This window comes from Nonomuraea maheshkhaliensis (genome assembly GCF_039529435.1).
In the GTDB taxonomy this organism is placed as follows: Bacteria; Actinomycetota; Actinomycetes; order Streptosporangiales; family Streptosporangiaceae; genus Nonomuraea; species Nonomuraea maheshkhaliensis.
In genome coordinates, this window is record NZ_BAAAMU010000013.1 from 51821 (window position 1) to 77022 (window position 25202).

Sequence of the window (25202 nt, forward strand, 5' to 3'; positions counted from 1 at the left end):
AAGACGGCCCGCGGGCCGGGCTCGCATAATCATGGCGCTGCACTTGTCAATGCGAAAGAGTCCATTGTGAGAAATCGGATCAGCGTCGTGCTCGGCGCCCTGGCGGCGCTGTCGATGGTCGCGGTCAGCGCCTGCGGGGCGACCGCGCCCAGGCAGGATGGCACAAGCGCCAGCGCCAGCGCGGCGGGTGAGCCCCTCGCCGGGCTGCGCATCGTGGTGCCCAACACGCCCGGCGGCGGCTACGACACCACCGCCCGCACGGCCGCCAAGGTCATGGAGGACACCAAGATCGCCGCCGGGGTGCAGGTGTTCAACCTGCCCGGCGCGGGCGGCACGGTCGGCCTGCAGCGCACCATCAACGAGAAGGGCAACGGCAAGCTCGCCCTGTTGATGGGCCTGGGCGTGGCCGGCGCCTCCTACGCCTCGAAGTCCAAGGCGACGCTCACCCAGACCACCCCGATCGCCAAGCTCATCGAGGAGGCCGGCGCGATCGTCGTCGCCAAGGACTCGCCGTACCAGACGATCGGCGACCTGGTGGAGGCGTGGAAGAAGGACCCCAAGAAGGTGACCGTCGGCGGCGGCTCCTCGCCGGGCGGGCCGGACCACCTGCTGCCGATGCAGCTGGCCAAGGCCGTCGGCATCGACCCCAAGCAGGTCAACTTCGTCTCCTACGACGGCGGCGGCGAACTGCTGCCCGCGATCCTCGGCAACAAGATCGGCTTCGGCGCGAGCGGCTACGGTGAGTTCCTCGACCAGGTCGAGGCGGGTACCGTGCGGATCCTCGCGGTGACCAGCGCCGAGCCGATCGACGTGGTCAAGGACGTGCCCACGCTCAAGGCCTCCGGCATCGACCTGGTCTTCAGCAACTGGCGCGGCATCGTCGCGCCGCCCGGGATCAGCGACGCCGACAAGAAGATGTGGATCGACGCCATCACCCGGATGCACGACTCGGCGGAATGGAAGAGCGAGCTGACCAAGCGCGGCTGGACCGACTCCTTCCTCACCGGCGAGCAGTTCACCGCCTACCTCGCCGAACAGGACAAGAGCGTCGCCGACATCCTGTCCGAGCTCGGGCTGGCATGAGCCCGGACACCTCGGCGCCGGTCCAGGACCGCGCACAGTACGGCGTGTGCGCGGTCCTGGCCGTCACCGGACTCCTGGTGATCGCCGACGCCCTCCGCATCACCCACCTGACCAGCAGCAACGACCCCATCGGGCCCCGCCCGGTGCCGATCCTGCTGGGCGTGTGCCTGCTCGTCGTCGCGCTGGTGTACGGCATCGACGTGGCCCGCGGCGGCCGCGGCGAACCGGAGGCCGGCGAGGACATCGACCTGGACACCCGCATCGACCGGCGCACCGTGCTGCTGCTGATCGGCGTCTTCCTGCTCAACGCGGCGCTGATCGACTGGCTGGGCTGGGTCATCAGCGGCACCCTCCTGTTCTGGGGCGCGGCCTTCGCCCTGGGCAACCGGCACCACCTGCGCGGCCTGATCATCGCCGTCGCGCTGGCCCTGATCACCTTCTACGCGTTCGCGATCGGCCTGGGCGTCAACCTCCCGGCCGGCGTGCTGCAAGGCATTCTGTGATGGACAACCTGAACCTGCTGCTCGACGGCTTCGCCAACGTCATGTCTCCGGGCAACCTGCTGGTCGCCCTCATCGGCGTGATCGCCGGAACCGCCGTCGGCGTCCTGCCCGGCATCGGCCCCGCCATGACCGTCGCACTGCTGCTGCCCATCACCTACGGCATGGACCCGACCCAGGCGTTCATCCTGTTCGCCGGCATCTTCTACGGCGGCATGTACGGCGGCTCCACGACCTCCATCCTGCTCAACACCCCCGGCGAGTCCTCCTCGGTCATCACCTCCATCGAGGGCAACAAGATGGCCAAGGCCGGCCGCGCCGCCCAGGCCCTGGCCACCGCCGCGATCGGCTCGTTCATCGCCGGCACCATCGCCACCCTGGCGCTCGTGCTCGTGACCCCGTTCGTGGTCCGCTTCGCCATCAGCCTCGGCGCGCCCGACTACTTCGCCATCATGCTGCTGGCCTTCGTCGCCGTCTCGGCCACGCTCGGCAGCTCCCGGGTCCGCGGCTTCGCCGCGCTGCTGATCGGGCTGGTCATCGGCACGATCGGCATCGACGGCGTGACCGGCCAGCAACGGCTCACGCTCGGCATCCCGCAGCTGGCGGACGGCATCGACGTGGTCGTCGTCGCCGTCGGCATCTTCGCCGTCGGCGAGGCGCTGTGGGTCGCCGCGCATCTGCGCCGCAAGGCCGCCCCCGTCGTCCCGGTCGGCCGCCCGTGGATGGGCGCCGAGGACTGGAAGCGCTCCTGGAAGCCCTGGCTGCGCGGCACCGCGCTCGGCTTCCCGTTCGGCGCGCTGCCCGCCGGCGGCGCCGAGATCCCGACCTTCCTGTCCTATGCCGCCGAAAAGCGGCTGGCCAAGCGGCCGGAGGAGTTCGGCCACGGCGCCATCGAAGGAGTCGCCGGGCCGGAGGCCGCCAACAACGCCTCCGCCGCCGGCACGCTCGTGCCGATGCTGGCCATCGGCCTGCCCACCACCGCCGTGTCCGCGGTGATGCTGGCCGCTTTCGAGTCCTACGGCATCCAGCCCGGGCCGCTGTTGTTCGACCGCCAGCCGACCCTGGTCTGGACGCTGATCGCGAGCCTGTTCGTGGGCAACCTGCTGCTGCTCGTGCTCAACCTGCCGCTCGCGCCCGCCTGGGCCCGGCTGCTGCGCATCCCGCGTCCCTACCTGTACGCCGGCATCCTGTTCTTCGCCTCCATGGGCGCCTACGCCGTCAACGCCCAGCCGTTCGACCTGATCCTGCTGCTCATTCTCGGGCTGCTCGGCTTCGGCATGCGCCGCTTCGGACTGCCCGTCCTGCCGCTGATCGTCGGCGTCATCCTCGGCCCCCGCGCCGAGCTCCAAGGCCGCCGCTCGCTGCAGCTGTCCGGCGGCGAGCTGTCGGGCCTGCTCGGCGGGCCCGTCTCCTACGCCATCTACGCCATCATCCTCATCGTGCTGGCCTGGCCCTTGATCAAGCGCATCGTCCGGAGGCCCTCGTGACAGTCCTCGTCGGCTACGTCCCCACCCCGGAAGGCGAAGCGGCCCTGCACGCCGGCATCGCCGAAGCCCAGCGCCGGGCCGAACCCCTGATCGTGGTCAACACCTCCACCGGCGAGGCCCCCGTCGACCCGCACCTGGCGCCCCAGCCCGACCTCGACCGCATCATCCGGGCGCTGACGGACTCGGGAGTGGAGCACGACGTCCGGCAGCTTTTCGGCGGCGACGACACCGCCGAACAGCTCGTCGAGCTGGCGCAGGAGCTGGCCGCGTCGGTGCTCGTCATCGGCATCCGTCACCGCAGCCCCGTCGGCAAGCTGATCATGGGCTCCACCGCCCAGCGCGTCCTGCTGGACGCCACCTGCCCCGTCCTGGCCGTCAAGGCCGGCTGACCCCTCCGCCCCCCACCCGCACGGCGCCGGGCCCCAACCGGCCCGCGCCGCAGACCCCGCATTCCCTTGAAGCCCCCGCAGACCCCCAGTTCTCGTACGAGAGGCACCCATGCAGGACATCCCCCGTCGCGCCGTCCTGGCCGGCATCCCCGCCACCGCCGTGGCCGCCACCCTGGCCACGACCGCCACCGCCGCCCACGCCGACGACCACTACCGCCCCCAGCGGGGCATGCCCCGCGAGATCCGGATGACCTGGTTCGGCATCACCAACTGGCACTACCAGATCGGCGACGTCGGCATCCTGCTCGACGGCGCCGTCGGCTACCCCGCCCGCACCCCCGACCCCGCCGTCGTGCAGAAGGTCCGCACCGCCCTGGCCAAGACCGGCACCATCGACTACATCCTGCTCGGCCACCAGCACGGCGACCATTCGGTCGACACCCCCGAATGGGCCAAGCAGACCGGCGTCCCGCTGATCGCCTCCCAAGCCGCCTGCGAGGCGGCCATCGCCTACGGCGTCCCCCGCTCCCAGTGCCGCCCCGTCAAGGGCGGCGAGGTCTTCCACCTGAGCAAGCACGTCGAGATGCACGTCATCAAATGGGTCCACAGCGTCGACGTCGGCGAGACCAGCGGCCCCGACGGCGGCATCGAGACCTTCGGCTTCCTGTTCAAGGTGCAAACCCCCGGCAAGACCCTCACCATGTTCCTGTCCGACAGCGGCGCCGGCGGAGCCGAGCTCACCAAGGAACACATCGTCGGCGGCGAGAACCGCGGCGCACCGCTCAGCAACCTCGGCAAGGCCATGCGCGCCGCCGGCCTGCAAACCTTCGAACTGTGGCAGCCAGGCCCCGAATCACGCGTGGTCACCCAGGCCCGGGTGATCGTGCCCACCTTCCGCCCCACCACCCTCATGCCGCACCACATCGGCGCCCGCGGCGGCTTCAACCTGTTCGGCGGCCTGCACTACGCCTTCGACCCCGCCGAGGTCCCCAAGCTGATGAAGGTCCTGGCCGACTTCGACGTCACGCTCGTCCCGCCGATCAACTACTTCGACGCCTGGGTCTACGACAAGCGGGGACTGCGATCCGTCGACAACTCGCGGGTCAAGCGCGCCCTCGGCCTGCCCGCCTCCGGGCCGGGCCCCAACCCCCAGGGCCCCAACCCGCGCAGCGGCGAGATGGAAGGCCCCGAGGACTGATCCCCCGCCCGGGCGCCGCCGCACGGACCCGGGCACCACGTCGACCCACACCATCACCCAGGGTGCCAGCGGCAGCAGATCGCTACTGGCACCCTGCCCCATCCCCCCAGAAACGACCGCGCCATGGCCATCGTCACCGCCGACCTCTTCGACGAGCGCGGCGATCAGTTCGACTCCTGCGACCTTCCGCTGTCGCAATACGGCGGCGTGAGGGCGCAGCCGCAGGTGGAACGGTCAGGCGGTGGAAAGGGCGGCGGCGGCCTTGCTGTACATGACGTCGGAGTCCTCCGCGAGCCAGGCCTTCACCTGGCGGCTCCAGTCGTCGGCCAGGATCTCGGTCCGGTGCTCCTCGACGCCGTCGAGGGCGGCCTTCACGATCACCTCGGGGGCGGTCTTGTCGCCGGTGTACCAGGCCATCATGTCGGTGTCGGCGGCGCCCAGGTGCAGGGCGGTCACCAGGGTGCGCCGGCCGGCCAGCTCCAGGCGGGCGTTGTTGGTGAGCGCCCACTCTGCGGCCTTGGCGGCGTGGTAGGCGCCCGCGCCGTCGACGGCGAGCCACGAGACCGCGGACAGCACGTTGAGGATCGCGCCGTCGGCCAGCTGGGGCGCGAAGGCGCGGATCACGTTGAGGGTGCCGTAGAAGTGGGTGTCCATCTCGCGGCGGACCAGGTCCAGGTCCCCGTCGACCAGGTTCGCCCCGGTGGAGATGCCGGCGTTGTTGATGACGATCTTGACGTCCGGCGCCGCTGCCGCCGCCTCGGCGATGGAGTCCGGGTCGGTGACGTCGAGTCGCAACGGTACGGCTCCCGGCACGTCGATGAGCTCGGGGCGGCGCGCGGTCGCGTACACCTTGCCGGCGCCGCGCTCAAGAAGGGAAAGGACGAACTGCCGGCCCAGGCCGCGATTGGCTCCGGTGACCAGCACATGTGCTCCGTTGATCTGCATGTTCGCCACCGTAGAACCTGACATTGACGTCAGAGGCAAGCGATGTGACGCAAGTCATGCTCAAGGGTCTTATGCTGACCGTGACGGTCGGCGGAGTGTTCGAGCGGTGAGAAGATCGAGGGTGCTCCGAATAGCAGAGGCGCTCCTCGCCAGATCACCGCAACCGCTGCGCGCATTCGTGCTGAAGCACCGCGAACTGCTCAAGTTCGCCGTGGTGGGCGGGACCACCTTCTTAGTGGACAACGCGGTGTTCTACGGGCTCAAGCTGACCTTCCTGGAGCCGAAGCCGGTGACCGCGAAGATCATCGCGGTGCTCGTGGCCACGATCGTGTCCTACGTCCTCAACCGCGAATGGTCGTTCCGGACCAGAGGCGGCCGCGAGCGCCGGCACGAGGCGGCGCTGTTCTTCCTGGTCAGCGCCATCGGCCTGGTGCTCAGCTCCGCGCCACTCTGGATCTCCCGGTACGTCTTCGGCCTGGACACCCCAGCGGTGAGCCTGCTCACCCAGGAGATCGCCGACTTCATGAGCGCCCAGGTCATCGGCACCCTGATCGCCATGGTCTTCCGCTTCTGGGCGCTGCGCAGATGGGTCTTCCCCGACGAACAGGCCCGTCCCCATCCCGGCCACCTACGCCTCGCGCCCGAGCCCGACCCCACCCACGAGGCCGCCTGACGACCTGAACACCGCCGCAGGGGCCCGTCGATCCTGGGGGGGTGCTCATGCTCATGTCGTCCGACTCCGTGGAAGCCGTGCTGGCCGTTGCGCGACCGGAGCTTCGCCACCGTCACCAACCCGCTGTTCGACCTGGCCTCATGGCTGCTCGACGCGTCCGAGCCCGACGCCGCCGGCCACCTCGACGACTGCTTCGCCGCCTGGTCCGGCACCGTCCCTCAGGAACGGATGCGGCGCGCGTGGCGCCTGGCCAAGCCGCTCGCCGCGGTGATGGAGCTGATCGAGCCGGCCGACATCGTGGGACCGGATCACGACTTCAACTGGCTGCCGATGACGTACGGCTGGGGCCGGCGGCTGCTGCACGCGGCCACCGGCCCCGGCCTGATCAGCCACGGTTGGCGATAGTGAGCGACGGGACCCGGCAGCCGCCGCTCAGGTTCCGCAACCGGACTTCTCCGGAGGTGTTCAGTGGGACGGTGAAGGGGCCCGGGTCAGAGCCTGGGTGACGGCCGTTCCCATGAGGGTGGCGGCGGCCCGCTGGGCGTCGAGCGGCACGCCGTCGTCGCTCAACGTGGGACGGGCGGGCCAGCCGCAGACGACTCCGGCGCGCACGGCGGCGCGCAGCAGGTTCTCCACGTATCCGGCGTCCGCGATCGAATCGGGCCGTTCGACCAGGTACGCGATGAGCGCGGTGACCGCGTACCCGCCCCAGTCCGAGATGGCGGCGGTGAGCACGTGATCGGTCGTCACCGCGGCGGCCATCCCGGCGCCGCAGGGGCAGCGGCACGTTCCACCCGCGGGCTGGATGGCCGCCATCTCCGGGATGCCGCCGAAGCCGGCCTCGTTGCCGGCGCCGCCGATGCCGCAGGTGAGGATGCCACGGGCGCGCGCCTGCTCGAACAGCGCCGCGCAGTCGAAGTGCACGTCGTGCCAGGGGTTGCCGGTGGCTCCATGGATGACGCCCGCGCGGTTCGGGGCGAGCAGTGCGACAGGCCGGCCAGTCCGGGCTCGACGCCGTGACGATCCGCAGCGTCGCCACCGAGCTGGGCATCTCCCCGATGACGATCTACCGGTTCGTCGACTCCAAGGACGAGCTGATCGACGCCATGCTCGTCCTCGCGCTCAGCAGGATGGAGGTGCCGCACAGCAGCGCCTCGGACTGGCGGCAGCGGGTCATCGACATCATGGTGGCCTGGCGGGAGCTGCTCCTCGCCCATCCCAGCGTGGTGCAGATGCTGGTGAACCGGCGCGTTCCCGCCCACTCGGAAGGTCTCGGACGGCCGGCCGAGCACGTCCTGGCGAACCTGGAGGACGGCGGCATCACCGGAGAGGAGGCGGCGCGGACGTTCTGGCGGATCTTCTCCTTCACCTTCGGCCACATCGTGTTCGAGCGGCCGCGGCGCGACATCGACGCCGAGGCGCAGGCGGAGGCCGGGCGCGCGATGGCGGCGACCGCCCGCCTGCGCGGCTTCGAACGGGTGGAGCGCCTGGCGGGCGAGCTGACCGGCATCGCCGCGCGGGGCACGCTGGAGAGTTCGCTCAAGGTGCTGCTCGACGGGGTGGGCGCGCGACCGTCGGGCACCTGACGTCGATCGAGCACCTGGGCCCTAGTCGCCGAGCGCGAGCCGGATCCCGAAGGCGGCGATCACGGTCCCGGCGACCCGGTCCAGCAGCCGCCTGGCCCGCTCCGTACGGAGCCATCCGCGCAGCCCGCGGGCGAAGGCGACCAGGGCCGTCGACCAGAGCAGCCCGAGCGCGACGTGCACCGAGGCGAGCAGGATCCCCATCGCCAGGTGGCTGGTCTGTGCCGGGATGAACTGCGGCAGCACGGCCACGTAGAAGACGCCCACCTTCGGGTTGAGCAGGTTCGTCGTCAGGCCCTGCCGGAAGCCGCGGAACATGGTGTCTCGTCCTGACATGACCGGATGCCCGTCCGCAGGCGTGGCCGGCTCTCCGTCCGCCGCCCTCCTGCGGAAGGTGCCGGCCAGCATCCGGGCGCCCATCCAGACCAGGTACGCCGCGCCGGCCCAGCGCAGCACCTCGTACGCGATGTGCGAGGCGGTGAGCAGGGCCGTCACGCCGAGCGAGGTGAGCGCGCCCCACATCAGAGTGCCGGTCTGGATCCCCAGGACCACGCCCCACGCGCTGCGGTGGCGTCCGAGGGCCGCGGTCCTGAGGATCAGGGCGGTGTCCAGCCCCGGGGTGAGAGTGAGAAGCCCGACAATGAGCGCGAATTGCCATATGGAGGTGGTAACGGCCACGGCAGGCACCTTACCCGGGGGCCGGCGGCGTCACGCGTACAGTAGAGAGACTTCGATGCTGGAGATGTAGTTGATCGCCATGTAGACGGCCCAGTTGCAGCCGGCGGTCCCGGTTCCGGTGGACGACTGGCCCTTGTAGATGCCGTAGGCCCGGTTGGCGTTGAACCAGGGGCCTCCGCTGTCACCCGGGTAGCACTTCAGGTTGGGACCGGACACCCGGATCCAGGTGGCCGCGCAGGTGGGGCCGTCGCAGGCGTTGCGCCAGGTCGGGCGGTAGGAGATGGTGCTGACCCGGCCACAGCTGTAGCCGGTGGACTTCCCCCGGTGACAGACGTAGTCGCCGTTCTGACCGCTCCGCACCACGCGCCCGGTGACCGGCCGCGTCGCCTCGGTGCTGGCGCCATGGAACCTCGGGTAGGCGACCATGTTGGGACGGGTGTGCCACTGCACGTCGCTGGTGGCGTTGCGTTCCTGCCTCCGGAAGGAGGTCGACACCCAGGTGTTGGAACCGTAGTAGCGGTACCGCTGCGTGTTGCCGCAGTGCCCGGCGGTGAGGATGCCTTTCTCACCTGCGCCGTTCCTGACGGAGAACCCGCTGGTGCACGTGTCCATCCGCAGTCCGCCTCGCTGGCCGTCGCCGGCGGACTGCGGCGTGAGCCTGATCTCGGCGGAGCGGATCTCCGCGGGCAGGGACGCGGGCAGTGTCGCCCGCAGCGAGGCGATCACCTCCTCCTGCGAGCGGTCGCCGGTGGCCGCGTCGACCATGTCCAGCACGAACCGCTCGTTGGTCGAGTCGTAGAAGACGCCGTCGACCGCGCCGTGCGTGTCGAGGGTGGTCCCCGTCGAGTCGATGATCTTCTCGGCTTGGACGAGGCTGTAGCGCGCACCCGTCTGGAGGGTGACCCCCGGCACGCCCTTCACGATCTGCGCGACCTGCTCGGGGACCGTGTCACCGGTGAAACGGACACGCAGGCCGAAGGTGCCCTCGTGTTCGACCGTCGATCCGGCGAACGTGTCGGGATGGGCCGCTTCGATCTCCTCCACCAGGGCGCCGAAGTCGTTCTGCGCCGTGAGCCTGGCCCGCGCCTGCTCTGTCGTGACCCCGAACTCCTTGGCGTAGGACTCGGCGTCCACGGCGAGCCCGTCCTCGGTCCCACCGGCCTCGGGGTCGAGGTCCCCGGGTTCGTCGTCGACCACGGCGACAGACGCCGCCTGCACCGGAACCGGCGCCAGTAGTCCACCCATGGATAAGAGGAGTACGGCCAGCACTCCCGGCACCCGCTTGCTGATCCCCATCTTCGTCCCTTCCTCGTCCGCCTGTAATGGTGATCATCGGCGGACTGGATTAATGATCGTTGCACGCGTCGGCAGCAGCGTGGAATACGTCGGGAATACACCCGGTCTATCCGGCATCGAGAGATGACTTCGGGCGGAGCCCCTTTGCCGGGGGCGCCTGTCTTTGCAGTGATGCTGAAGGAGCGGGGCTGAAGGAGCGGGGGGTAACGGCGATCAGCGGCCAGATGCGCCGGCAACCCAGGTGATCGTCAGATTGCACGATCACCCTGGACGCCTCATCACGGACCGCTAACAGGCGAAGAAGCCCCAGGTCGCTACCGCTAATTTCGGCACTCAGCCTCCTCGAAGGCCCAGCCGTACGTCATTGGCAGCCAATCGAAGTCGTGATCCGGTCCGACGAGGTCGGCCAGCTCGATCAGCTTCATCAGCTCCACCACCGCGGCGAGCGGCTTGGCCACGCGTTCCGCATCCGTTCCTGAGGAACGGTGCCGGACCAGGCGGCGAAGCAGGCGTCGAGGTAGTCGGCGGCGTCGGGCTCGGACGCGTCGAGCAGCCATGAGGCCAGGTCGAACAGCGGGGTCGTGACGGTGGCGAAGCTCCAGTCACGCAGCAGGATCCCGTTGTCGCGTACGACCACGTTGCCCGGGTGGAAGTCGCGGTGCACGATCGTCGCCGGAACGGCCGCCTCGTCCAGGCGTTCGGCGCACTCGACCAGGTAGGGGGCCAGGGCCTGCAGCCGGTCGGCTTCCTCGCCGCTCAGCGCCCGGTTCAGGTTCTTCGGCAGTGCGGGCGCCCGCCAGATGTCGTCGCGGGCCAGGATCGACCGTACGCCGTCCGCCAGCGCGGCCGGCGTGAGCGGGACGCACCCCACGGCGATCAGCTCGTCGACGCGGTCGATGGTCGCCTTCTGCACCTCGACCAGCTGGGTCAGGCACGCGCGACGCCTGGGTCGTCGGTGCGGCGGCCCAGCAAGCCGTCGAGCAGTTCGAAGGGAGGCGATTCGATCACGCCGGAACCCTATTGCCGCGATCCGATCCCGCTCGGTCAGACGCTCGGGCAGCGCTCAGCCATGGCGCCGGCGATCTCGCGGGCCATCGACGGCGCCCACCAGCTGACGTCCTCGGCCGGAGACATCAACCTCGACGTGCACGCCGCCGACCCTCTGCCGGCCCTCAACCGCGCGGATCGGTGAGCGACTCAGTCCCGCCGCGCAGGCAGGTCCGGGCGTTCGTCGGGCCAGCCGGTCACCAGTTCAGTTCGTCGCAGCCGTGGTGGTCGGCGGGCTCGACCTGCAGCGTGGCGTGGGCGACGCCGTGGCGGCGGCGCAGCAGGTCACGAGCCTGGTCCAGGACGGCGTGGTGATCGCCGGCGTCGGCGGTGACCAGGTGGGCGGTGGCCACGTTCATGCCGGAGGTGAGCGTCCACAGGTGCAGGTCGTGCACGTCGCGTACACCCTCGATGGCGGCCAGGTCGGCGGCGACCGCGGCCGCGTCGACGTTCTCGGGCACGTGCTGGCCCAGCACGGCGAACACCTGACGGCCGAGCGAGATCGACCGTACGGCGACGAACGCGCCGATGGCCAGGGCGATCACGGTGTCCCAGAACGCCTGCCCGGTCGCCGCGATCAGCCAGCCGGCCGCGATCACCCCCACGGAGCCGGCGGTGTCGGCGACCACCTCCAGGTAGGCGCCCTTGACGTTGAGGCTCTCCCCGGCCCCCGCGCGCAGCAGGAGCAGCGCGATCACGTTGACGATCAGGCCGAGGGCGCCGACGATCAGCATCGGGCCGGACGACACCTCGGCGGGCCCGCCGATGCGGCCGATGGCCTCGGCCACGACGTAGAGCGCGACGCCCAGCATCAGCACGACGGCCAGCAGCGAGGCGAACACCTCGGCCCGGTAGGAGCCGTAGCTGCGGCGGCCGGTGGTGTCGGGGCGGGTGGCGATCTTGGTGGCGATCAGCGCGGCGCCGAGGGTGACCACGTCGGCGGCCATGTGCCCCGCGTCCGACAGCAGCGCCAGTGAGCCCGACAGCAGGCCGAAGACCAGCTCGACCACGAAGAAGCCGCCGATCAGGGCGAAGGAGACCGCCAGCCGCCACCGATGCCTGCCGGCCGCGTGCCCGTGTCCGTGTCCGGCGCCCATCAGGTGGTCCCCTCGCGTTCGGGGTGGATGGCCTCGGTGTGCTCGGTGTGGGCGAGCGCGAGGTCGAGCAGCATCCGTACGTGCGGGTCCTCCAGCCGGTAGTACGCCATCCGGCCGCTGCGGCGGGCGGCCACGATGCGGTGCGCGCGCAGCAGCCGAAGGGCGTGGGAGACGGCCGACTCGCTCTGCCCGGTCACCGCCGCCAGGTCGCACACGCACAGCTCGCCGTCCAGCAGCGCCACCAGCAGCCGCAGCCGGTTGGGGTCGGACAGCAGCCCGAAGACGTCGGCGGTGTCGGTGAGGTCCGCCGCGGAGGGCATCCGCTCCGAGACGGCGATGACCCGGTCGGCGTCCACCACCCGGACGGTGCAGCCGTCCACCGTCAACAACCTGCCATCTGAAGAACTGTTCATATGAGCAAGATAATAGGATGTCTGATCCGCGTGTCAAGGGCGCCGTGAGAGGTCCCGCAGGGCCGTCGTGAGGCGGTCGACGTCGGCCTCGGAGGTGAACAGGGCCGGGGCTACGCGGACGGCGTCGCCACCGATCATGCCCTTGCGGGCGACGGTGAAGATTCGGTGCCGGGGTGCACACGGGAGCGGATGTCGGTGGCCGGATAGGTCTCGTCGGCGTAGGCGGGATCGATGTCGGCCGGGCGGGGCTCGCGGATGTGGAGGAACCCGGCTCCGAGCGGCACGCCCATCCACTTGTGCAGGGAGAACACGGCGAAGTCCGCGTCGAGGCCGGCGAGGGTGGAGTCGAGCTAACCCAAGAATGCGCGGCGTCCACGATCACGTCGACGCCGCGGCGCCGGGCCATGGCGACGATCTCGCGGACGGGGGCGACCAGGCCGGTGCGGTTGTTCATGTGGCTGAGCGGGAGCAGCTTGACCGCGGGGTGGTCGCGCAGGGCGCGTTCGTAGGTGTCCAGCACGGCCTGGCGGGTCGCGGGCTCGGGCGTGACGATGGCGACGACGTGCACGCCGCGGCGACATTTGAGCCAGTTCATGGCGTACTGGCCGCTGTGATAGTCGAAATCGGCGTACATGACGCCGTCTCCGGGGCGCAGCCGGTTCCCGCCCGCGCGACGCCATGCCTAGCGCTGGGTGTGCCGCTGGGCGGACACCCGTCCGCCCCAGTGCCCTTTGTGCCCCTCACAAGCCCCAACACCCCCTTGACAGGCGCCTCACCACGCATCATTCTGAGGCCAACCCAATGCCGACCGCTCTACGGACGGTTGTCCGGTGGAGCTGGGCCGGACGAGGGTTCACCCCCTGCGCCACAGAGGAGCCACTTGATGAGCAGCGCCACCGAGGGCGGGAGCGCCCCTACGAGCTCCGACTCCGACCATCTGACGAAGGCCTCCATCGCGATCGGCTTCGCGGTCCTGTGCGCCTCGTACATGCTCAACGCGATGGACCGGCAGATCTTCTACCCCCTCCTGCCCGAGATCCGGAACGAGCTCGGCTTCTCCCTCGAACAGGGCGGGCTCCTGGCCACCGGCTTCACCCTCGGCCTCGCCCTCGCCGGGCCGCCGGCCGGCTACCTGGCCGACCGGCTCTCCCGCAAGGCCATCGTGGTCGTCAGCGTGCTCATCTACTCGCTCGGCACCCTCGCCATACCGCTGGCCGTGGGATTCGTCGACATGAGCATCTACCGGCTGGTCTCCGGCGTCGGCGAGGGCATCCAGGCCACCGCCCTGTACGCCGTGATCGGCGCGTTCTTCTTCCACCGCCGCGCGCTGGCCGCCGGCGTCGTCGGCGTGGCCTTCGGCCTCGGCGTCTTCCTCGGCCCGCTCTTCGGCAACGGGCTGGCCGACAGCTGGGGGACCTGGCGGGCGCCGTTCTTCCTGTTCGCCGCCGCCGGCCTGCTCATGAGCCTGCTCATCGCGGCGACGGTCTCACGCCGGATGACCGAGGCGGTCACCGGCACCGCCGCGGAGACGACCGGGGCGTCGTACGAGCACGTGCCGGCCTCCCCGTACAACCGCAACACGCTCGGCATCGGCATCGCCTGCGCCGTCTCCGGCCTGGTCTTCTACGGCTACCTCGGCCTCTACCCGACCTTCCTGCGCGAGGCGCTCGGCTTCGCGCCCGACCAGGCCGCGTTCGCCGTGTCCATGGGCGGCCTCGGCGCCATGATGGCCCTGCCGGCCGGCTGGCTCGGCGACCGGTTCAACCAGGCCCGCCTGCTGATGTTCGCCATGGTCGCCACCGGCGTCACCGCGTACCTGATGTACCAGATCGCCACCTCGGCACCCACCCAGTACCTGCTGTCGTTCCTGATGGGGACGTTCGCCAGCGGTTTCCTGTTCACCAACTGCAGCACGGCCATGCAGCGAGCCGTCCGCCCGCACCACGTCGGGCGCGGCGCCGGCCTGTTCATCCTCACGTACTACGTCGCCGCCGCCTTCTCCGGGCTGCTGTTCGCCCGCCTGGTGGGCTCGCTCGGCTGGGACGGCGCCGGCTTCTGGCAGCTCACCCTGCTCCCGATCATCGGGGTCGCCGGCCTCCTCCTGGTCGACGCGTCCAGGATGGTGCTGCCCCGAACGGGCAAGTAGCTCTTGCCTAGAGGCCGCGTACGCCTGACCAGGCCGTCCTGGCGGCCTGGTCGATCTTCGCCCGGTAGGCCGCACGGGCTGCTTCGTCGATCCGCGTGTCGTGCTCGGGACGCAGCCCGGTCCGGCCGTCGAGACCCTCGCGCAGGATGTCGGCGTGCCCGGCATGCCGGATGGACTCGCCGAGGACATGGATTAGGACGGCGAACAGGTTCGTGTCGTCGTGAGGCGCCGGCCACCACGGCACGTGGCCGGGGGCGTCGAGGGGCAGCTCGCTGATCGTCGCGTCGGAGTGTTCCCACGTACGCCGGTAGAACCCGATGATCTGGTCGCGGGTCTCGTCCTCGGCCGCCCACAGATCGCTGCCGTCGGAGTCCTGCCACCGGGGCAGCGGCTCGGGTGAAGGGCGGCCGAAGACCTCGCCGAAGTACCTGGCCTCAATGCTGGCCACGTGTTTGACCAGGCCGAGGAGGTTGGTGCCGGTCGCCGTCAGGGGCCGGCGGGCGTCGTACTCGGACAGCCCGTCGAGCTTCCAGACCAGCACCTTGCGATCCCGCCGCAGTCTCCCGTGCAGGTGATCTTTCGCGAAATCATCGATCATGCGGCATGAGCCTGCCATAGCCGCTCGTACTCGCCAAATCCCTTCCGTGACCGGCCGCGCCCCGGTCCGGCCCGCGAGCTCCGGGTTCGGCGGCAGGCACGGGACTGGGCCTTCAGTTCAGGGTTCGTGCGATGAGCCCAGGTAACTCCCTGTGATATATCGCAATCATCTCCTCGAATCGGGCTGCGGGCTTCCGAAGCCGGACCCTGGTGGCCCGCAGGCGTGGCGGTCCACCAGCCGAAGGCCCGTCCTCACCAGCACCCATCCGAGCCGCTCGGCGATGGCGCTGATGACCGACGGGCGGGCGACCAGGAGCGCTCTGCGCTGCCGGTCGGCCTCCTCCCGCAGCTCACGGGCGCGCACGCGTTCGGCCCACAGGTACAGGTCTGGATGCATGGTGCTCTCCTGGATGGTCGTCAGGGTCGGAACGAAAAGCCGTACGTGCGCACGCCGACATGCTCGCGACGCTGGGACGCCGGCGACCTGCGCCCTCACCTGCGCCATGTGCGCTGACCGATCCGGCGTTCGCTCGTTCAGGTGTGCATTGACGATGCTGGCAAGCCGGACTCACCAAGAACTGACCAGGCTCTCACCCGGCGGCGTAGTGGTCGCTCCGCTGTATCAGGGCCTGGACCTGGAGCCGTTCGGCCGCCGCGGCCTCGACATCGCCCGTCTCCTCGTGCAGGGCCGCGAAGTCGCTGAGCACACGCACCTCCCACAGCAGTGCCCGCATGCTCCGGCTCACTGCCAGGGCCTCGGTGAAGCAGTGGGCGGCCCGGTCGGCGTCGCCCCGGCGGCGATGGAGCTTGCCCAGAGTCCGCAGAACGCGCACCTGGGCCACCGGCTCGCCGATGTCCACGGACAAGGTGAGGGCGCGGCTCAGCAGCGGCTCGGCCTCCGGCAGGCGGTCGCGAAGCAGCCGGATCAGCCCGAGGCCGTGCAGCACGAACACCAGCAACCGCGGAGTGCGCACCTGTTCCGCATGCCGGCGGGCCTCGGTCAGAACGTCCTCGGCACCGTCGAGGTCACCCATCGCCAGCCTGGCCTCCCCGACGAACCACAGCGACCTGGCACGCAGGTGCGGGCCGAACGCAGGGGCGGTGTGGGCCAGTTCGAAGGCCCGCTCCATGACGGGCAGAGCCAGATCCGGGCGGCCCTGGACGAGGTGCAACTCGCCGATGTCGCCCAGCGACAGAAACTGGCCTCCGCGGTCCTCCACCTCCCGCATGTGGGCCAGGGTCCGCTCGTACCGGGCCAGGACGTCATCGAAACGGCCCTGCATCAGATCGATCCGGGCGTCCAACGTGTGCGCCAGAACCCAGCCGCCTCGGTTACCGGTCCGCTCGCACAGCTTCATGGCCGTGGCCAGCTTCGCGCGGGCACGCTCATAGTCGCCCCGGTGGTGGCTGTCCAGCATCGCCTCGTTCGCGCTCGTCAGCGCCGCGCCCCAGTCATCACCCGCGCGCAGCGCCGCCGCCAGAGCGACGGCGTGCGTCCGCCGCCACTCGTCGTGATGCGAACGGGCCTCGAACAAGGGCACAGCCGAACCGGCCAGATCCCAGCACAACTCGACGGCTCCGATCCGCGCGGCCTGCTCGACCGCCGCCACGATGTTGACCCGCTCGCTGTCGTACCAGCCCAGCGGGTCGGCCACCAGGTCGACGCCCTCCCGCGCCCGCCACCGGGCAGCCTGTCCATGCAGCGCGATATAGCCGCCACCCCACAGCGCGTCGTAGGCGTCCTCGGTCAGCGCCAGCCAGCCGCCCAGGGCGCGCAGCAGGGCGGCTTCTCGGCTCGCCGGCGGTTCTTCGGCCTCGGCGCGTTCCCGGGCGAACGCGCGGACCAGATCGTGCGGGCGGTAGCGGACCTGCTCACCCGCCGGGGACCGTACCGCCTCCAGTAACTGCGCGTCCGCCAGGCGCTCCAGCACTTCCTCGGCCTCGGCCAGCGGTCCGTCCAGGAGCGCGGCGGCGACCCAGGCCGCGATATCGGGCGCCTCCAGCAGGCCGAACAGCCGGAGCAGGCGGCGCTCGGGCGCATCGAGCGCGCGGTAGCCGACGGCCAGGACAGCGCGCACCTCCATCGCGCCCAGGGCCAGGTGATCGAGCGGACGATGGGCCCGTTCGAGCTGGTCGGCCAGGCGCGCCACAGTCCAGTGCGGGCGGGCCGCCAGCCGCGCCCCGGCGATCCGCAAGGCCAGCGGCAGGCGGCCGCACCCCTCGATGAGCCGCCGCACCTGATCGGGCTCGGCCTCCGTACGGGCGCCGCCGATCAGACGCCCCAGCAACGCGACCGCCTCCGGTAGCGGCATGACGGGCAACTTGATGCGGGTCATGCCGAACAGCGCCGCGAGATCGGACCGGCTGGTCAGCAGGGCCGCGCACGAGGGGCCGGCAGGCAGCAGCGGCTGGATCTGGACCGTGTCGGCGACGTTGTCCAGCACGACCAGCACTCGGCGACCGGCCAGCCGCACACGCAGCAACTCGGCGCGCTCGGCCGGGTCGTCGGGGATGGCGTGCGGCTGCTCGCCCAGCACCCGTAGCCAGCGTCCCAGCACCTGGGCCACGTCGGCAGAGCGGCCGTCGGCCCCGCTCAGATCGGCGAACAGCTGCCCGTCCGGGAACCGGCCGCGCAGCCGGTGGCCGGCTCGCAGGGCCAGGGCGGTCTTGCCGACCCCCGGCATGCCGCAGATCGCCACCATGGACGGGGTGGACAGGGTGCCGGGCTCGGCCGACAACGCCGTGGTGATGCGCTCCAGCTCCGCCTCGCGGCCGGTGAAGTCGGGCAGGTCGCCCGGTAGCAGGCAGACCGACGACGGCGGCGGGCCGGGCGTCGGCAGATCGTCGCCGAGCAGGGCCAGATGTGCCCGGCGCAGCCCCGGGCCCGGGTCCACCCCGAGGTCGTCGGCCAGGTGGCGCCGGATCTGCTCATAGCGGCGCAACCCTTCGGCACGCCGGTCGGCGTGCCCGAGCAGCGTGATCAGCTGGGTGTGAACGGACTCGTCGTAGGGCAACGCCTCGGCCAGCCGCCGCAGAGGGTCGACGGCATCGGCGGCACGCCCGCAACCGATGGCGGCCTCCGCCAGGTCCCGCGCACCATCGATCCTGGCCTGCCGCAGTTCCGCGACCGCGGGTAGCTCGTGGGGCCACTCCAGGTCCGTGCCCAGCACCGGCCCCCGCCACAAATCGAGCGCTGCCAGCAACACATCCGTCCGGCGATCCGGATCCGCTTCCTCGCGCGCGCCGGCGACGGCGAGACGGAAACAGGACGCGTCCACCCGCTCCGGCGGGGCCTGGATGCGGTAGCCATCGCCTTCCCGCACGATCGCGATACCGGTCGGCCTCAGCCACTCCCGCAGCCGGTACACAGCGCTGTGCAACGCCGCAGGCTCACACCCCGACGGCCCCCAGACAAACGCGATCAACCGCGCCCGATCCACCAGCCGGCCCGGCGTGAGCAGCAACGCGCCCAGCAGTCGACGCACCGCCGGCCGGGACACCGCACGCTCCTGGCCGTCCATCCACACCCGCAACGAGCCGAGCACCTCGAAGGCGGGCAGCGAACCTTCGACACGGGCCACACCACCACCGACTATCAGGGGAACGGATGAGCGTCAACGTGCCTTACGCGGCTGACAGGATCAGCCGGCTCCGACCTGCGGGCGAGCGCCGCGGCACCGGCGAAGTCTCCATCTACGCGCCCCGGCCCGCGCCGAGCACCTGGGCGGCCTGCCGGTCACCTCTCTCGACTGCGGCTCGGCCGAAGTCTTCCGGGACGAGGACGTCGCGTACGCCTCCGCGCTGTGGGCGGCCGGCGTCCAAGCCGAACTGCACGTCTGGCCGGGCGGTTTCCACACCTTCGACACCATGGCACCCCATGCTGCGCTCACCGCCCGCATGCTCGACGCACGCAAAACCTGGCTACGCCGGCTGCTCGACACCACCGAGGAGACGGCATGACCTGCACCCCGCCTCCCATCCCCGATCAGGACGACCCGCGCTGGACGCGCAAAGACGCCATCTTCGTCCCCCGCGGCAACCGACACGGCTTCACCAACACCGGAAAACTGCCCGGCCGGCTGCTCACCTTCATGCTCCCCGCCGGTCACGAACAATTCTGGCTCGACAACGGCATCGATCCCGTGCCCGGCAAGCCCGCACCGATCTGGGGCCCCGAGGAACTCGCCACCCTCATCCCCGAACTGGCCAAACACCAGGTCACCCGGATGCCCGGCCCCAACCCACAAGCCGGCCGACCCACGCCGGACCGCTAACAACAAGCCGCGACGCACACGCTCCCGTCGAAGCGTGCAGACCCGCCCATATCCTGATTCGCGAACTCGCAACCCGTAGCGTGCAAAGCCGATCTTGTCCCCACCTGCCCTCGTGTCCGGGGGCAGGTCACGTACTCCTGAACAGCCGGTCCAGATGTACGTCGATCGCGGCGAGCGCGTCCTGGGGCTCGATCACCTCGAGTTCGATCAGGGTGGTGAAGCCGGTGAGGGCGAGAAGCAGGTTGGTCTCGGTCGCCGGGTCGCGGCCGGAGTCGATGTGCCCGTCGGCGATCGCCTGGCGGACCAGCTGCTCGACGAGGGCCCGCCCTTGGACCAGACCGCGGCGCGCCCGCTCGTGCACGGCCTCGTCGTGCAGCGCCTCCAGGACGTAGGCGGCGCTCATCCGGCTGGTCGCGCGGGCGTCGGCATGCAGGGGGAGCATTTCCGCGAGCGTCAGTCGCAGCACGTCACGGGGGTGCGGACGGTCACCGAGCTTTTCGAGCCCCTGCTGTACGCGCACCGAGGTCTGCTCGGACGCGAAGTCCATGGCGAAGGAGAGCATGGCGGTCCGGGAGGCGAAGTAGTGCTGCAGCTGCCCGAGTGACATGCCCGCCTCCTGCGCCACCACGCGCATCGTCAGCTGTGTGACACCGCGCCGCTCCACGACCCGCCACAGTGCGCGGGCGATCGCTTCGCGGCGTTCGCGGTGATCCACCTGTTTCGGCATCGCCGGTCCCTCCCTCGCGCCCCTTTCCAATACAGTTGACATAATACACCTGACCCATAATCCTGGGGTCCGCTTGAGGGAAGGAGTCGTCATGTCCGAACAGCCAAAGGTGCGGACCACGGAAGGCGTGGTGCAGGGGCTCCGGCGGCAGGGGCACGCGGTGTTCCGCGGCATCCCCTACGCCCGGCCCCCGGTCGGAGCGCTCCGCTTCGCCGCGCCCGCACCGCCGCACCGCTGGGAGGGGACGAGGCAGGCGGTCGAGTTCGGCCCCGTGGTGCCGCTGTCCCTGCCGATCGACGTGCCCCCGCAGGGCCCCGACTGGCTGACGCTCAACATCGGCACTCCTGATCCCGGCGGCGCGGGACTGCCGGTGCTGGTGTGGATCCCCGTGGGCGGCTACCTCTCGGCGGCGTCGAGCGACCCGATGTTCGACCCGGCAGCGCTGGCCGAGGCGGGACTCGTCGTGGTGACCATCAACTGCCGCGTGGGCGCGGAGGGTTTCGCGTTCCTCGACGACGCGCCGCCCAACCGCGGATTCCTCGACCAGATCGCGGCGCTGGAGTGGGTGCAGCGCAACATCGCCGCCTTCGGAGGCGACCCCGGCCGGGTCACCGTGGCCGGGGTGTCCGCCGGGGCAGGGTCGGTCGCCGCCCTGCTGACGATGAAGTCCGCGCGCGGCCTGTTCCGGCGGGCCATCGCCCATTCGGTGCCGGGGCTGCACAGCACCCCCGCGCTGGCACGGCAGGTCACCGCCGCGTTCGCGGACCGGCTCGGCGCGGCGGGCCCCACCGCCGAGGCCCTGCGCGACATCGACCCATGGCACCTGGCCGCCGAGCTCACCTCCTTCAACGCCGGCCTCCACGCGCACCGGGAGAGCTGGGGACGCCTCACGGAGGCCGGCACCGCGCTGTGCCCCGTCGTCGACGGCGAGGTCCTCCCGGAAACGCCCTGGCCCGCGCTGACCGGCGCGCGCGCGAGCGGGACCGAACTGCTCGTCGGCCACGCCCGGGACGAATTCCGGTACTTCAGCGTCATGAGCGGACGGTACGGCACCTTCACCGAGGAGGACGCCCACGCGGCCCTGGAACTGCTCGCCCCGCGGCCGGACGGCGCCAGGGCCTACCGTGCCGCGTTCCCGCAGGCAGGCCCGGAGGAGCTGGTGGAGACGGTGTACTCCGACGCCCTTTTCCGCATGCCGTCACAGAAGCTGGCCGAGGCGAACACCGCAACCGGCGGCACCTCGTACCTGTTCGAACTGTGCTGGGTCGCCCCGGCCCTCGGCGGCATCCTGGGCGCCTGCCACAGCCTCGACGTGCCGCTGGCGTTCGGCACGCTGGACAGCCCCGTCGGCACCCAGCTCATCGGCGAGGAGCCCACTCCCGAGGCCGTCGCGCTCTCCCGCGAACTGCAGGAGGCATGGGTCCGCTTCGTCACCACCGGCGACGCGGGCTGGTCCGCCCACCGGCCCGGCGAGCACCTCACCCGCGTCCTGGACACCGAGCCGAAGACTCTGCCCTACCCCGAACAGGCCTCCCGCCAGATCTGGGAAGGCCACTTCCCCGCCCCCTTCGATCTCTCGTGATCGTCCGGGTCAGGTCTCGATGAGTCCGGGGGTGGTGTCGAGCACGGCGTCCAGCAGGCCGGGGAAGCACGTGTCCAGGTCGTCGCGGCGCAGGCTCAGGATGCGCTGGGAGCCGCGCACCCTGACCTGGATCACCCCGGCCTCGCGCAGCACCCGCTGGTGGTGGGAGAAGGTGGACCGGCTGATCGTCAGGCCGGGCCGCCTGCTGGAGCCGGGTGCAGGGCGATTCCCCCACCTGGTCCAGGGCACGCACGGCCAGCAGTCTCGCCGGGTCGGCCGGGGCCGCGAGGACCTTCCTAGCCAGTCGTCACTTCTCACCGGCATCGACAGGATGAACACAGCCGGCTGTCGGCCATCAGCGCCTCCCCGGGCTGTTCAGGCGGAGGGCATCAGGTCGCGGCGGCGCAGGAACGCCAGCCCCGCCGTGGTCAGGGTGATGGCTACCACGGTCAGCCCCAGCAGCGACGCAACCGGTGACGAGGCACCGCTCAGCAACAGGGCCGGCACGTGTACGAACGGCGAAAGGTCCAGAACGATCCCGGTGGCCAGTTCGAATTCCGCCAGCAGGTCCACGACCAGGAAGAGGCCGAGCGCGGTCCAGCTCACGGCCGCAGCCAGCCGTGGCAGCAGGCCGAACATCAGCGTCGCGATCCCGGTCATGGTCCAGACCGCGGGCAGGTAGGCCAGTGTGGCCCCGATGACGCGGGCCACGTCGCCGTCGAAGGTGAGCCCCGCCGCCGCGCCCAGCACGGTCAGCAGCAGCACCGGGCTCACGACGGCGAGTACCAGGTGGCTCAGCGCCCAGCGCAGCCGGCCGACGGGGGTGGACAACAGCAGTTCGGCCCGGCCCGCCGCCTCCTCCGTACGGGCGCGCAGCGCCGACACCAGTGCCGCTCCCGCGACGAGCTGGCTGAGCACGTACATCACGAACGTGAAGAACACGTCCGGGAGCCGAGCCTCGGCGCCACCGAGAGTCGCGGCCAGCTCCCGGAACTGCGGCGTGTCCAGCTGGGTGTTCAGCCCGCGTGCCGCCACGCCGAGCAGAGCGCCCAGCGCTCCGAATCCGATCGCGAAGCCCGCGAGCGTGCCGCGGTGCAGGCGAGCGGCCAGGCTGAACGCGCCCGGCAGGGTCCCGCCGGCGGGTCCGGGGCGGACCGGAATCAGGCCGCCGGCCACGTCACGCCGTGTGGACAGCGCGAACGCGACCGCCGTCAGCGCGGCGACGAACACCGCGATCAGCCCCAGCACCCACCACTGGTCCCCGGCGTAGGGTCTGGTCAGCCGGACCCAGCCGAACGGCGACACCCAAGCCAGCCAGCCGACGTGACCGGCGTCGGCCAGCGAGCGCAGCGCGAACAGCAGGCCGCCGACCGCGATCGCGATGCCGCGCGCCGTCCCGGAGGAGGCGGTGAGCTGCCCGGTGACGGCGGCCACGGCCGCGAACGCCCAGCCGCCCGCGGCCGTGGACAGCCCGAACAGCAGCGAGGAACCCGCGGGCAGGCCGCCCGCGACCAGGGCGGGCACCGACAGCAGGCCCAGGAGCAGGTTGGCGGCCAGCACGGCCGCGAGCGCGGCGGTCAGCGGGGCATGACGGCCGATGACAGCCGAGGCCAGCAGCTCGCGTCGGCCGGTCTCCTCCTCGGCCCGGGTGTGCCTGATCACCAGCAGGATGCTGACGAGCCCGCCGAACAGCGCGAGGGAGGAGCCGAGCGTCCAGGCGGTCAGGCCGCCGACGCTCGCGTCGTAGATGGGGCCGCGCATGGCCAGCTGCGCCGGGTTGCCCGCCGAGGCGGCCGCGAAGGAGTCGCGAGCGGGCTGGTCGGCGTACAGGTCGGTGGTGGCGGAGGCGATGCCCGCCGGCAGCAGTGCGCTGATCACGATCCACACCGGCAGCAGCACGCGGTCCCGGCGCAGAATGAGCCGGATCAGTGTCCCTGTGCCGGTCATGGTGCCGGTCATCTGGCGGCTCCCTCGTAGTGGCGCAGGAACAGTTCCTCCAGCGTCGGCGGCTGCGTGGTCAAGGCGCGTACGCCCGCTCTGGCGAGCTCGGCGAGCACGGCGGTGAGCGCGTCACCGTCGACCTGGCAGCGCAGCCGCGCGCCGTCCACGGTCAGATCGTGCACGCCGGGCAGGGTGGCCAGCCCGGGAGCGGGCCCGACCAGCTCGGCGGTCACCGACGTGCGGGTGAGATGGCGCAGGTCGGCCAGGCTGCCGGACTCGACGGTACGGCCGGCGCGGATGATGCTGACGCGGTCGCACAGCGTCTCCACCTCCGACAGGATGTGGCTGGACAGCAGCACGGTGCGGCCGCCGCGCTTCTCCCGCAGGACGCACTCGTTGAAGACCGCCTCCATGAGCGGGTCCAGACCCGAGGTCGGCTCGTCGAGGATCAGCAGTTCGGCGTCGGACGCGAACGCGGCCACCAGCGCCACCTTCTGCCGGTTGCCCTTGGAGTAGGTACGGCACTTCTTGCGCGGGTCGAGCTCGAAGCGCTCCAGCAGCTCGGCGCGCCGCCCGGGGTCAAGGCCGCCGCGGGCCCTGCCCATCAGGTCGATGACCTCGCCGCCGGTCAGCGAGGGCCACAGGGTGACGTCGCCGGGCACGTAGGCGAGCCTTCGGTGCAGTTCGGTGGCGTCGCGCCAGGGGTCGCCGCCGAGTAACGCGACCTGGCCGCCGTCGGCGCGCATCTGGCCGAGCAGGATACGGATGGTGGTGGTCTTGCCGGCGCCGTTGGGCCCGAGAAAGCCGTGCACCTCGCCCGTCTTGACGGTGAGGTCGAGCCCGTCCAGGGCCTTGGCCCGGCCGAAGCTCTTGACCAGACCGCCCACGTGCACTGCGGCGTTCATCGTTGTCCCTCGACCTTCTCAAGGCCCGTCCGCGCCTGGTCGAACAGCTCGCGGCCGACGAATTCCGGTCTGATCAGATCGAGCTGGGCCTTGCCGACGCGTACTGCGCCCTGCGGGGCGTACAGGTCCGTGCCCAGCGCGCGGGAGACGTGCTCGTGCAGCACGGTGATGCCGAGCTTCATCGCGGTCAGCACGGTCGCGCGGGCGCGATGGTCGGCCTCGGAGCGGTCGTCGTCGGCGAGATGCTCCTCCGTCACACGGACGAGTCCGTCGAACATGGCGGCGGCCGCGGGGGAACCGTCCACGAGCGCGCGGCCGAGGTATTTCATCAGGGGCGGCGCGGTTCGATGGACGTTCTCGATGAATTCGGGCTTGTCCAGGTTGTGGTCGGTGACGCCTGCGGTGACCTGCTCGCGCAGGTAGCCGAGGACGTACTCGTCGCAAGCCTGCCTCAGCGCTTCCTTGGTGCCGAAGTGGTGCTGCACGAGGCCGGGCGAGACTTTCGCGGCCTCGGCGATCCCACGGATGGTGGTGGCCTTGACCCCCTGCTCGGCGAACAGCGCCATCGCAGCGTCACGGATGCGGGCGCGCGTCGTCAGGTCCTCTTCAGAAATTGGTCGCACGTCCAAGAGTCTATACAA

At 70.9% G+C, this 25202-nt stretch carries 29 protein-coding genes and 2 pseudogenes; 13 read left to right on the top strand and 18 right to left on the bottom strand.

Annotated features, from left to right (window positions below; translation table 11 throughout):
• Window positions 1-66: 66 nt before the first annotated feature.
• From ABFX54_RS11500 to ABFX54_RS11520, 5 genes are all read left to right on the top strand, one after another.
• Window positions 67-1083, top strand: a complete 1017-nt coding sequence (locus ABFX54_RS11500) for a Bug family tripartite tricarboxylate transporter substrate binding protein (RefSeq protein ID WP_346103971.1) — start codon at window positions 67-69, stop codon at window positions 1081-1083.
• Window positions 1080-1586, top strand: coding sequence for a tripartite tricarboxylate transporter TctB family protein (locus ABFX54_RS11505; protein ID WP_346103973.1), 507 nt, complete (start codon window positions 1080-1082; stop codon window positions 1584-1586). Before ABFX54_RS11500 ends, ABFX54_RS11505 begins: the two co-directional genes overlap by 4 nt.
• Window positions 1586-3070 (top strand): tripartite tricarboxylate transporter permease, encoded by a 1485-nt coding sequence (locus ABFX54_RS11510; RefSeq protein WP_346103975.1) that lies wholly within the window; start codon window positions 1586-1588, stop codon window positions 3068-3070. The genes ABFX54_RS11505 and ABFX54_RS11510 overlap by 1 nt, the downstream gene beginning before the upstream one ends.
• Window positions 3067-3459 (top strand): universal stress protein, encoded by a 393-nt coding sequence (locus tag ABFX54_RS11515; protein ID WP_346103977.1) that lies wholly within the window; start codon window positions 3067-3069, stop codon window positions 3457-3459. The genes ABFX54_RS11510 and ABFX54_RS11515 overlap by 4 nt, the downstream gene beginning before the upstream one ends.
• A gap of 109 nt (window positions 3460-3568) precedes the next feature.
• Window positions 3569-4657: an MBL fold metallo-hydrolase gene (locus ABFX54_RS11520; RefSeq protein ID WP_346103979.1), complete on the top strand. Its 1089-nt coding sequence runs from the start codon at window positions 3569-3571 to the stop codon at window positions 4655-4657.
• 234 nt (window positions 4658-4891) lie between these two features.
• Here the strand turns inward: ABFX54_RS11520 and ABFX54_RS11525 are convergent, their stop codons facing one another.
• Window positions 4892-5602: an SDR family oxidoreductase gene (locus ABFX54_RS11525; RefSeq protein ID WP_346103981.1), complete on the bottom strand. Its 711-nt coding sequence runs from the start codon at window positions 5600-5602 to the stop codon at window positions 4892-4894.
• A gap of 121 nt (window positions 5603-5723) precedes the next feature.
• Between ABFX54_RS11525 and ABFX54_RS11530 the strand changes: the two genes are divergently transcribed.
• Both ABFX54_RS11530 and ABFX54_RS11535 read left to right on the top strand, forming a co-directional pair.
• On the top strand, window positions 5724-6275 hold the full coding sequence (locus ABFX54_RS11530) for a GtrA family protein (RefSeq protein ID WP_346103983.1): 552 nt from the start codon (window positions 5724-5726) through the stop codon (window positions 6273-6275).
• A gap of 87 nt (window positions 6276-6362) precedes the next feature.
• Window positions 6363-6680 carry a hypothetical protein gene (locus ABFX54_RS11535; protein ID WP_346103985.1) on the top strand — a complete coding sequence of 106 codons (318 nt, stop codon included), beginning with the start codon at window positions 6363-6365 and terminating at the stop codon, window positions 6678-6680.
• 60 nt (window positions 6681-6740) lie between these two features.
• Here the strand turns inward: ABFX54_RS11535 and ABFX54_RS11540 are convergent, their stop codons facing one another.
• A complete protein-coding gene (locus ABFX54_RS11540; protein WP_346104135.1) occupies window positions 6741-7259 on the bottom strand; it encodes a glutamate cyclase domain-containing protein in 519 nt (172 codons plus the stop codon).
• On the opposite strand from ABFX54_RS11540, the gene ABFX54_RS11545 reads away from it, so the two are divergent.
• Window positions 7259-7861 (top strand): TetR/AcrR family transcriptional regulator, encoded by a 603-nt coding sequence (locus ABFX54_RS11545; RefSeq protein WP_346103987.1) that lies wholly within the window; start codon window positions 7259-7261, stop codon window positions 7859-7861. The two genes, ABFX54_RS11540 and ABFX54_RS11545, sit on opposite strands and share 1 nt — an antisense overlap.
• A gap of 21 nt (window positions 7862-7882) precedes the next feature.
• Here the strand turns inward: ABFX54_RS11545 and ABFX54_RS11550 are convergent, their stop codons facing one another.
• From ABFX54_RS11550 to ABFX54_RS11565, 4 genes are all read right to left on the bottom strand, one after another.
• A complete protein-coding gene (locus tag ABFX54_RS11550) occupies window positions 7883-8536 on the bottom strand; it encodes a LysE family translocator (protein ID WP_346103989.1) in 654 nt (217 codons plus the stop codon).
• 30 nt (window positions 8537-8566) lie between these two features.
• On the bottom strand, window positions 8567-9832 hold the full coding sequence (locus tag ABFX54_RS11555) for a S1 family peptidase (RefSeq protein WP_346103991.1): 1266 nt from the start codon (window positions 9830-9832) through the stop codon (window positions 8567-8569).
• A gap of 320 nt (window positions 9833-10152) precedes the next feature.
• Window positions 10153-10290 carry a hypothetical protein gene (locus ABFX54_RS11560; RefSeq protein ID WP_346103993.1) on the bottom strand — a complete coding sequence of 46 codons (138 nt, stop codon included), beginning with the start codon at window positions 10288-10290 and terminating at the stop codon, window positions 10153-10155.
• Window positions 10257-10745 (bottom strand): aminoglycoside phosphotransferase family protein, encoded by a 489-nt coding sequence (locus ABFX54_RS11565; RefSeq protein ID WP_346103995.1) that lies wholly within the window; start codon window positions 10743-10745, stop codon window positions 10257-10259. Before ABFX54_RS11565 ends, ABFX54_RS11560 begins: the two co-directional genes overlap by 34 nt.
• Window positions 10746-10901: 156 nt before the next feature.
• On the opposite strand from ABFX54_RS11565, the gene ABFX54_RS11570 reads away from it, so the two are divergent.
• Entirely contained in the window at window positions 10902-11024 is a 123-nt protein-coding gene (locus ABFX54_RS11570; protein WP_346103997.1) for a hypothetical protein, read from the top strand.
• Window positions 11025-11076: 52 nt separating this feature from the next.
• Here ABFX54_RS11570 and ABFX54_RS11575 read toward each other — a convergent pair whose 3' ends face one another.
• The 4 genes and pseudogenes from ABFX54_RS11575 to ABFX54_RS56910 form a co-directional block, all read right to left on the bottom strand.
• On the bottom strand, window positions 11077-11976 hold the full coding sequence (locus tag ABFX54_RS11575; protein WP_346103999.1) for a cation diffusion facilitator family transporter: 900 nt from the start codon (window positions 11974-11976) through the stop codon (window positions 11077-11079).
• Window positions 11976-12389: an ArsR/SmtB family transcription factor gene (locus ABFX54_RS11580; RefSeq protein WP_346104001.1), complete on the bottom strand. Its 414-nt coding sequence runs from the start codon at window positions 12387-12389 to the stop codon at window positions 11976-11978. The genes ABFX54_RS11575 and ABFX54_RS11580 overlap by 1 nt, the downstream gene beginning before the upstream one ends.
• Window positions 12390-12523: 134 nt before the next feature.
• Window positions 12524-12700: a hypothetical protein gene (locus ABFX54_RS11585; RefSeq protein ID WP_346104002.1), complete on the bottom strand. Its 177-nt coding sequence runs from the start codon at window positions 12698-12700 to the stop codon at window positions 12524-12526.
• 101 nt (window positions 12701-12801) lie between these two features.
• Window positions 12802-13023, bottom strand: a pseudogene (locus ABFX54_RS56910) (aminotransferase class V-fold PLP-dependent enzyme); the annotation flags it as partial.
• A gap of 249 nt (window positions 13024-13272) precedes the next feature.
• On the opposite strand from ABFX54_RS56910, the gene ABFX54_RS11590 reads away from it, so the two are divergent.
• Window positions 13273-14535, top strand: coding sequence for an MFS transporter (locus ABFX54_RS11590; protein WP_346104004.1), 1263 nt, complete (start codon window positions 13273-13275; stop codon window positions 14533-14535).
• A gap of 7 nt (window positions 14536-14542) precedes the next feature.
• On the opposite strand, the gene ABFX54_RS11595 is transcribed toward ABFX54_RS11590, so the two are convergent.
• From ABFX54_RS11595 to ABFX54_RS11605, 3 genes are all read right to left on the bottom strand, one after another.
• On the bottom strand, window positions 14543-15133 hold the full coding sequence (locus ABFX54_RS11595; RefSeq protein ID WP_346104006.1) for a DinB family protein: 591 nt from the start codon (window positions 15131-15133) through the stop codon (window positions 14543-14545).
• Window positions 15134-15298: 165 nt separating this feature from the next.
• Entirely contained in the window at window positions 15299-15529 is a 231-nt protein-coding gene (locus ABFX54_RS11600) for a hypothetical protein (RefSeq protein WP_346104008.1), read from the bottom strand.
• A gap of 193 nt (window positions 15530-15722) precedes the next feature.
• A complete protein-coding gene (locus ABFX54_RS11605; protein ID WP_346104010.1) occupies window positions 15723-18713 on the bottom strand; it encodes an AfsR/SARP family transcriptional regulator in 2991 nt (996 codons plus the stop codon).
• A gap of 148 nt (window positions 18714-18861) precedes the next feature.
• Here ABFX54_RS11605 and ABFX54_RS11610 point away from each other — a divergent pair.
• Both ABFX54_RS11610 and ABFX54_RS11615 read left to right on the top strand, forming a co-directional pair.
• Window positions 18862-18933: pseudogene (locus tag ABFX54_RS11610) on the top strand (hypothetical protein); the annotation flags it as partial.
• Between the two features lie 155 nt (window positions 18934-19088).
• A complete protein-coding gene (locus ABFX54_RS11615) occupies window positions 19089-19406 on the top strand; it encodes a cupin domain-containing protein (RefSeq protein ID WP_346104012.1) in 318 nt (105 codons plus the stop codon).
• A 127-nt stretch (window positions 19407-19533) separates the two neighbouring features.
• Here the strand turns inward: ABFX54_RS11615 and ABFX54_RS11620 are convergent, their stop codons facing one another.
• Entirely contained in the window at window positions 19534-20133 is a 600-nt protein-coding gene (locus tag ABFX54_RS11620; RefSeq protein ID WP_346104013.1) for a TetR/AcrR family transcriptional regulator, read from the bottom strand.
• A 91-nt stretch (window positions 20134-20224) separates the two neighbouring features.
• Between ABFX54_RS11620 and ABFX54_RS11625 the strand changes: the two genes are divergently transcribed.
• On the top strand, window positions 20225-21715 hold the full coding sequence (locus tag ABFX54_RS11625; RefSeq protein WP_346104014.1) for a carboxylesterase/lipase family protein: 1491 nt from the start codon (window positions 20225-20227) through the stop codon (window positions 21713-21715).
• Between the two features lie 9 nt (window positions 21716-21724).
• On the opposite strand, the gene ABFX54_RS11630 is transcribed toward ABFX54_RS11625, so the two are convergent.
• The 4 genes from ABFX54_RS11630 to ABFX54_RS11645 form a co-directional block, all read right to left on the bottom strand.
• Entirely contained in the window at window positions 21725-21964 is a 240-nt protein-coding gene (locus tag ABFX54_RS11630; RefSeq protein WP_346104016.1) for an ArsR/SmtB family transcription factor, read from the bottom strand.
• Window positions 21965-22090: 126 nt separating this feature from the next.
• Window positions 22091-23674 (bottom strand): ABC transporter permease, encoded by a 1584-nt coding sequence (locus tag ABFX54_RS11635; protein ID WP_346104018.1) that lies wholly within the window; start codon window positions 23672-23674, stop codon window positions 22091-22093.
• Entirely contained in the window at window positions 23671-24561 is an 891-nt protein-coding gene (locus tag ABFX54_RS11640; protein ID WP_346104020.1) for an ABC transporter ATP-binding protein, read from the bottom strand. The genes ABFX54_RS11635 and ABFX54_RS11640 overlap by 4 nt, the downstream gene beginning before the upstream one ends.
• On the bottom strand, window positions 24558-25184 hold the full coding sequence (locus tag ABFX54_RS11645; RefSeq protein WP_346104022.1) for a TetR/AcrR family transcriptional regulator: 627 nt from the start codon (window positions 25182-25184) through the stop codon (window positions 24558-24560). Before ABFX54_RS11645 ends, ABFX54_RS11640 begins: the two co-directional genes overlap by 4 nt.
• Window positions 25185-25202: the final 18 nt, after the last annotated feature.

Excerpts from the sequence above, each read along its gene's own strand:
- ABFX54_RS11505 (WP_346103973.1), top strand. The coding sequence starts at position 1,080 with ATGAGCCCGGACACCTCGGCGCCGGTCCAGGACCGCGCACAGTACGGC.
- ABFX54_RS11510 (WP_346103975.1), top strand. The coding sequence starts at position 1,586 with ATGGACAACCTGAACCTGCTGCTCGACGGCTTCGCCAACGTCATGTCT.
- ABFX54_RS11520 (WP_346103979.1), top strand. The coding sequence starts at position 3,569 with ATGCAGGACATCCCCCGTCGCGCCGTCCTGGCCGGCATCCCCGCCACC.
- ABFX54_RS11525 (WP_346103981.1), bottom strand. The coding sequence starts at position 5,602 with ATGCAGATCAACGGAGCACATGTGCTGGTCACCGGAGCCAATCGCGGC.
- ABFX54_RS11555 (WP_346103991.1), bottom strand. The coding sequence starts at position 9,832 with ATGGGGATCAGCAAGCGGGTGCCGGGAGTGCTGGCCGTACTCCTCTTA.
- ABFX54_RS11570 (WP_346103997.1), top strand. The coding sequence starts at position 10,902 with ATGGCGCCGGCGATCTCGCGGGCCATCGACGGCGCCCACCAGCTGACG.
- ABFX54_RS11575 (WP_346103999.1), bottom strand. The coding sequence starts at position 11,976 with ATGGGCGCCGGACACGGACACGGGCACGCGGCCGGCAGGCATCGGTGG.
- ABFX54_RS11580 (WP_346104001.1), bottom strand. The coding sequence starts at position 12,389 with ATGAACAGTTCTTCAGATGGCAGGTTGTTGACGGTGGACGGCTGCACC.
- ABFX54_RS11590 (WP_346104004.1), top strand. The coding sequence starts at position 13,273 with ATGAGCAGCGCCACCGAGGGCGGGAGCGCCCCTACGAGCTCCGACTCC.
- ABFX54_RS11595 (WP_346104006.1), bottom strand. The coding sequence starts at position 15,133 with ATGATCGATGATTTCGCGAAAGATCACCTGCACGGGAGACTGCGGCGG.
- ABFX54_RS11600 (WP_346104008.1), bottom strand. The coding sequence starts at position 15,529 with ATGCATCCAGACCTGTACCTGTGGGCCGAACGCGTGCGCGCCCGTGAG.
- ABFX54_RS11615 (WP_346104012.1), top strand. The coding sequence starts at position 19,089 with ATGACCTGCACCCCGCCTCCCATCCCCGATCAGGACGACCCGCGCTGG.
- ABFX54_RS11620 (WP_346104013.1), bottom strand. The coding sequence starts at position 20,133 with ATGCCGAAACAGGTGGATCACCGCGAACGCCGCGAAGCGATCGCCCGC.
- ABFX54_RS11625 (WP_346104014.1), top strand. The coding sequence starts at position 20,225 with ATGTCCGAACAGCCAAAGGTGCGGACCACGGAAGGCGTGGTGCAGGGG.
- ABFX54_RS11635 (WP_346104018.1), bottom strand. The coding sequence starts at position 23,674 with ATGACCGGCACCATGACCGGCACAGGGACACTGATCCGGCTCATTCTG.
- ABFX54_RS11640 (WP_346104020.1), bottom strand. The coding sequence starts at position 24,561 with ATGAACGCCGCAGTGCACGTGGGCGGTCTGGTCAAGAGCTTCGGCCGG.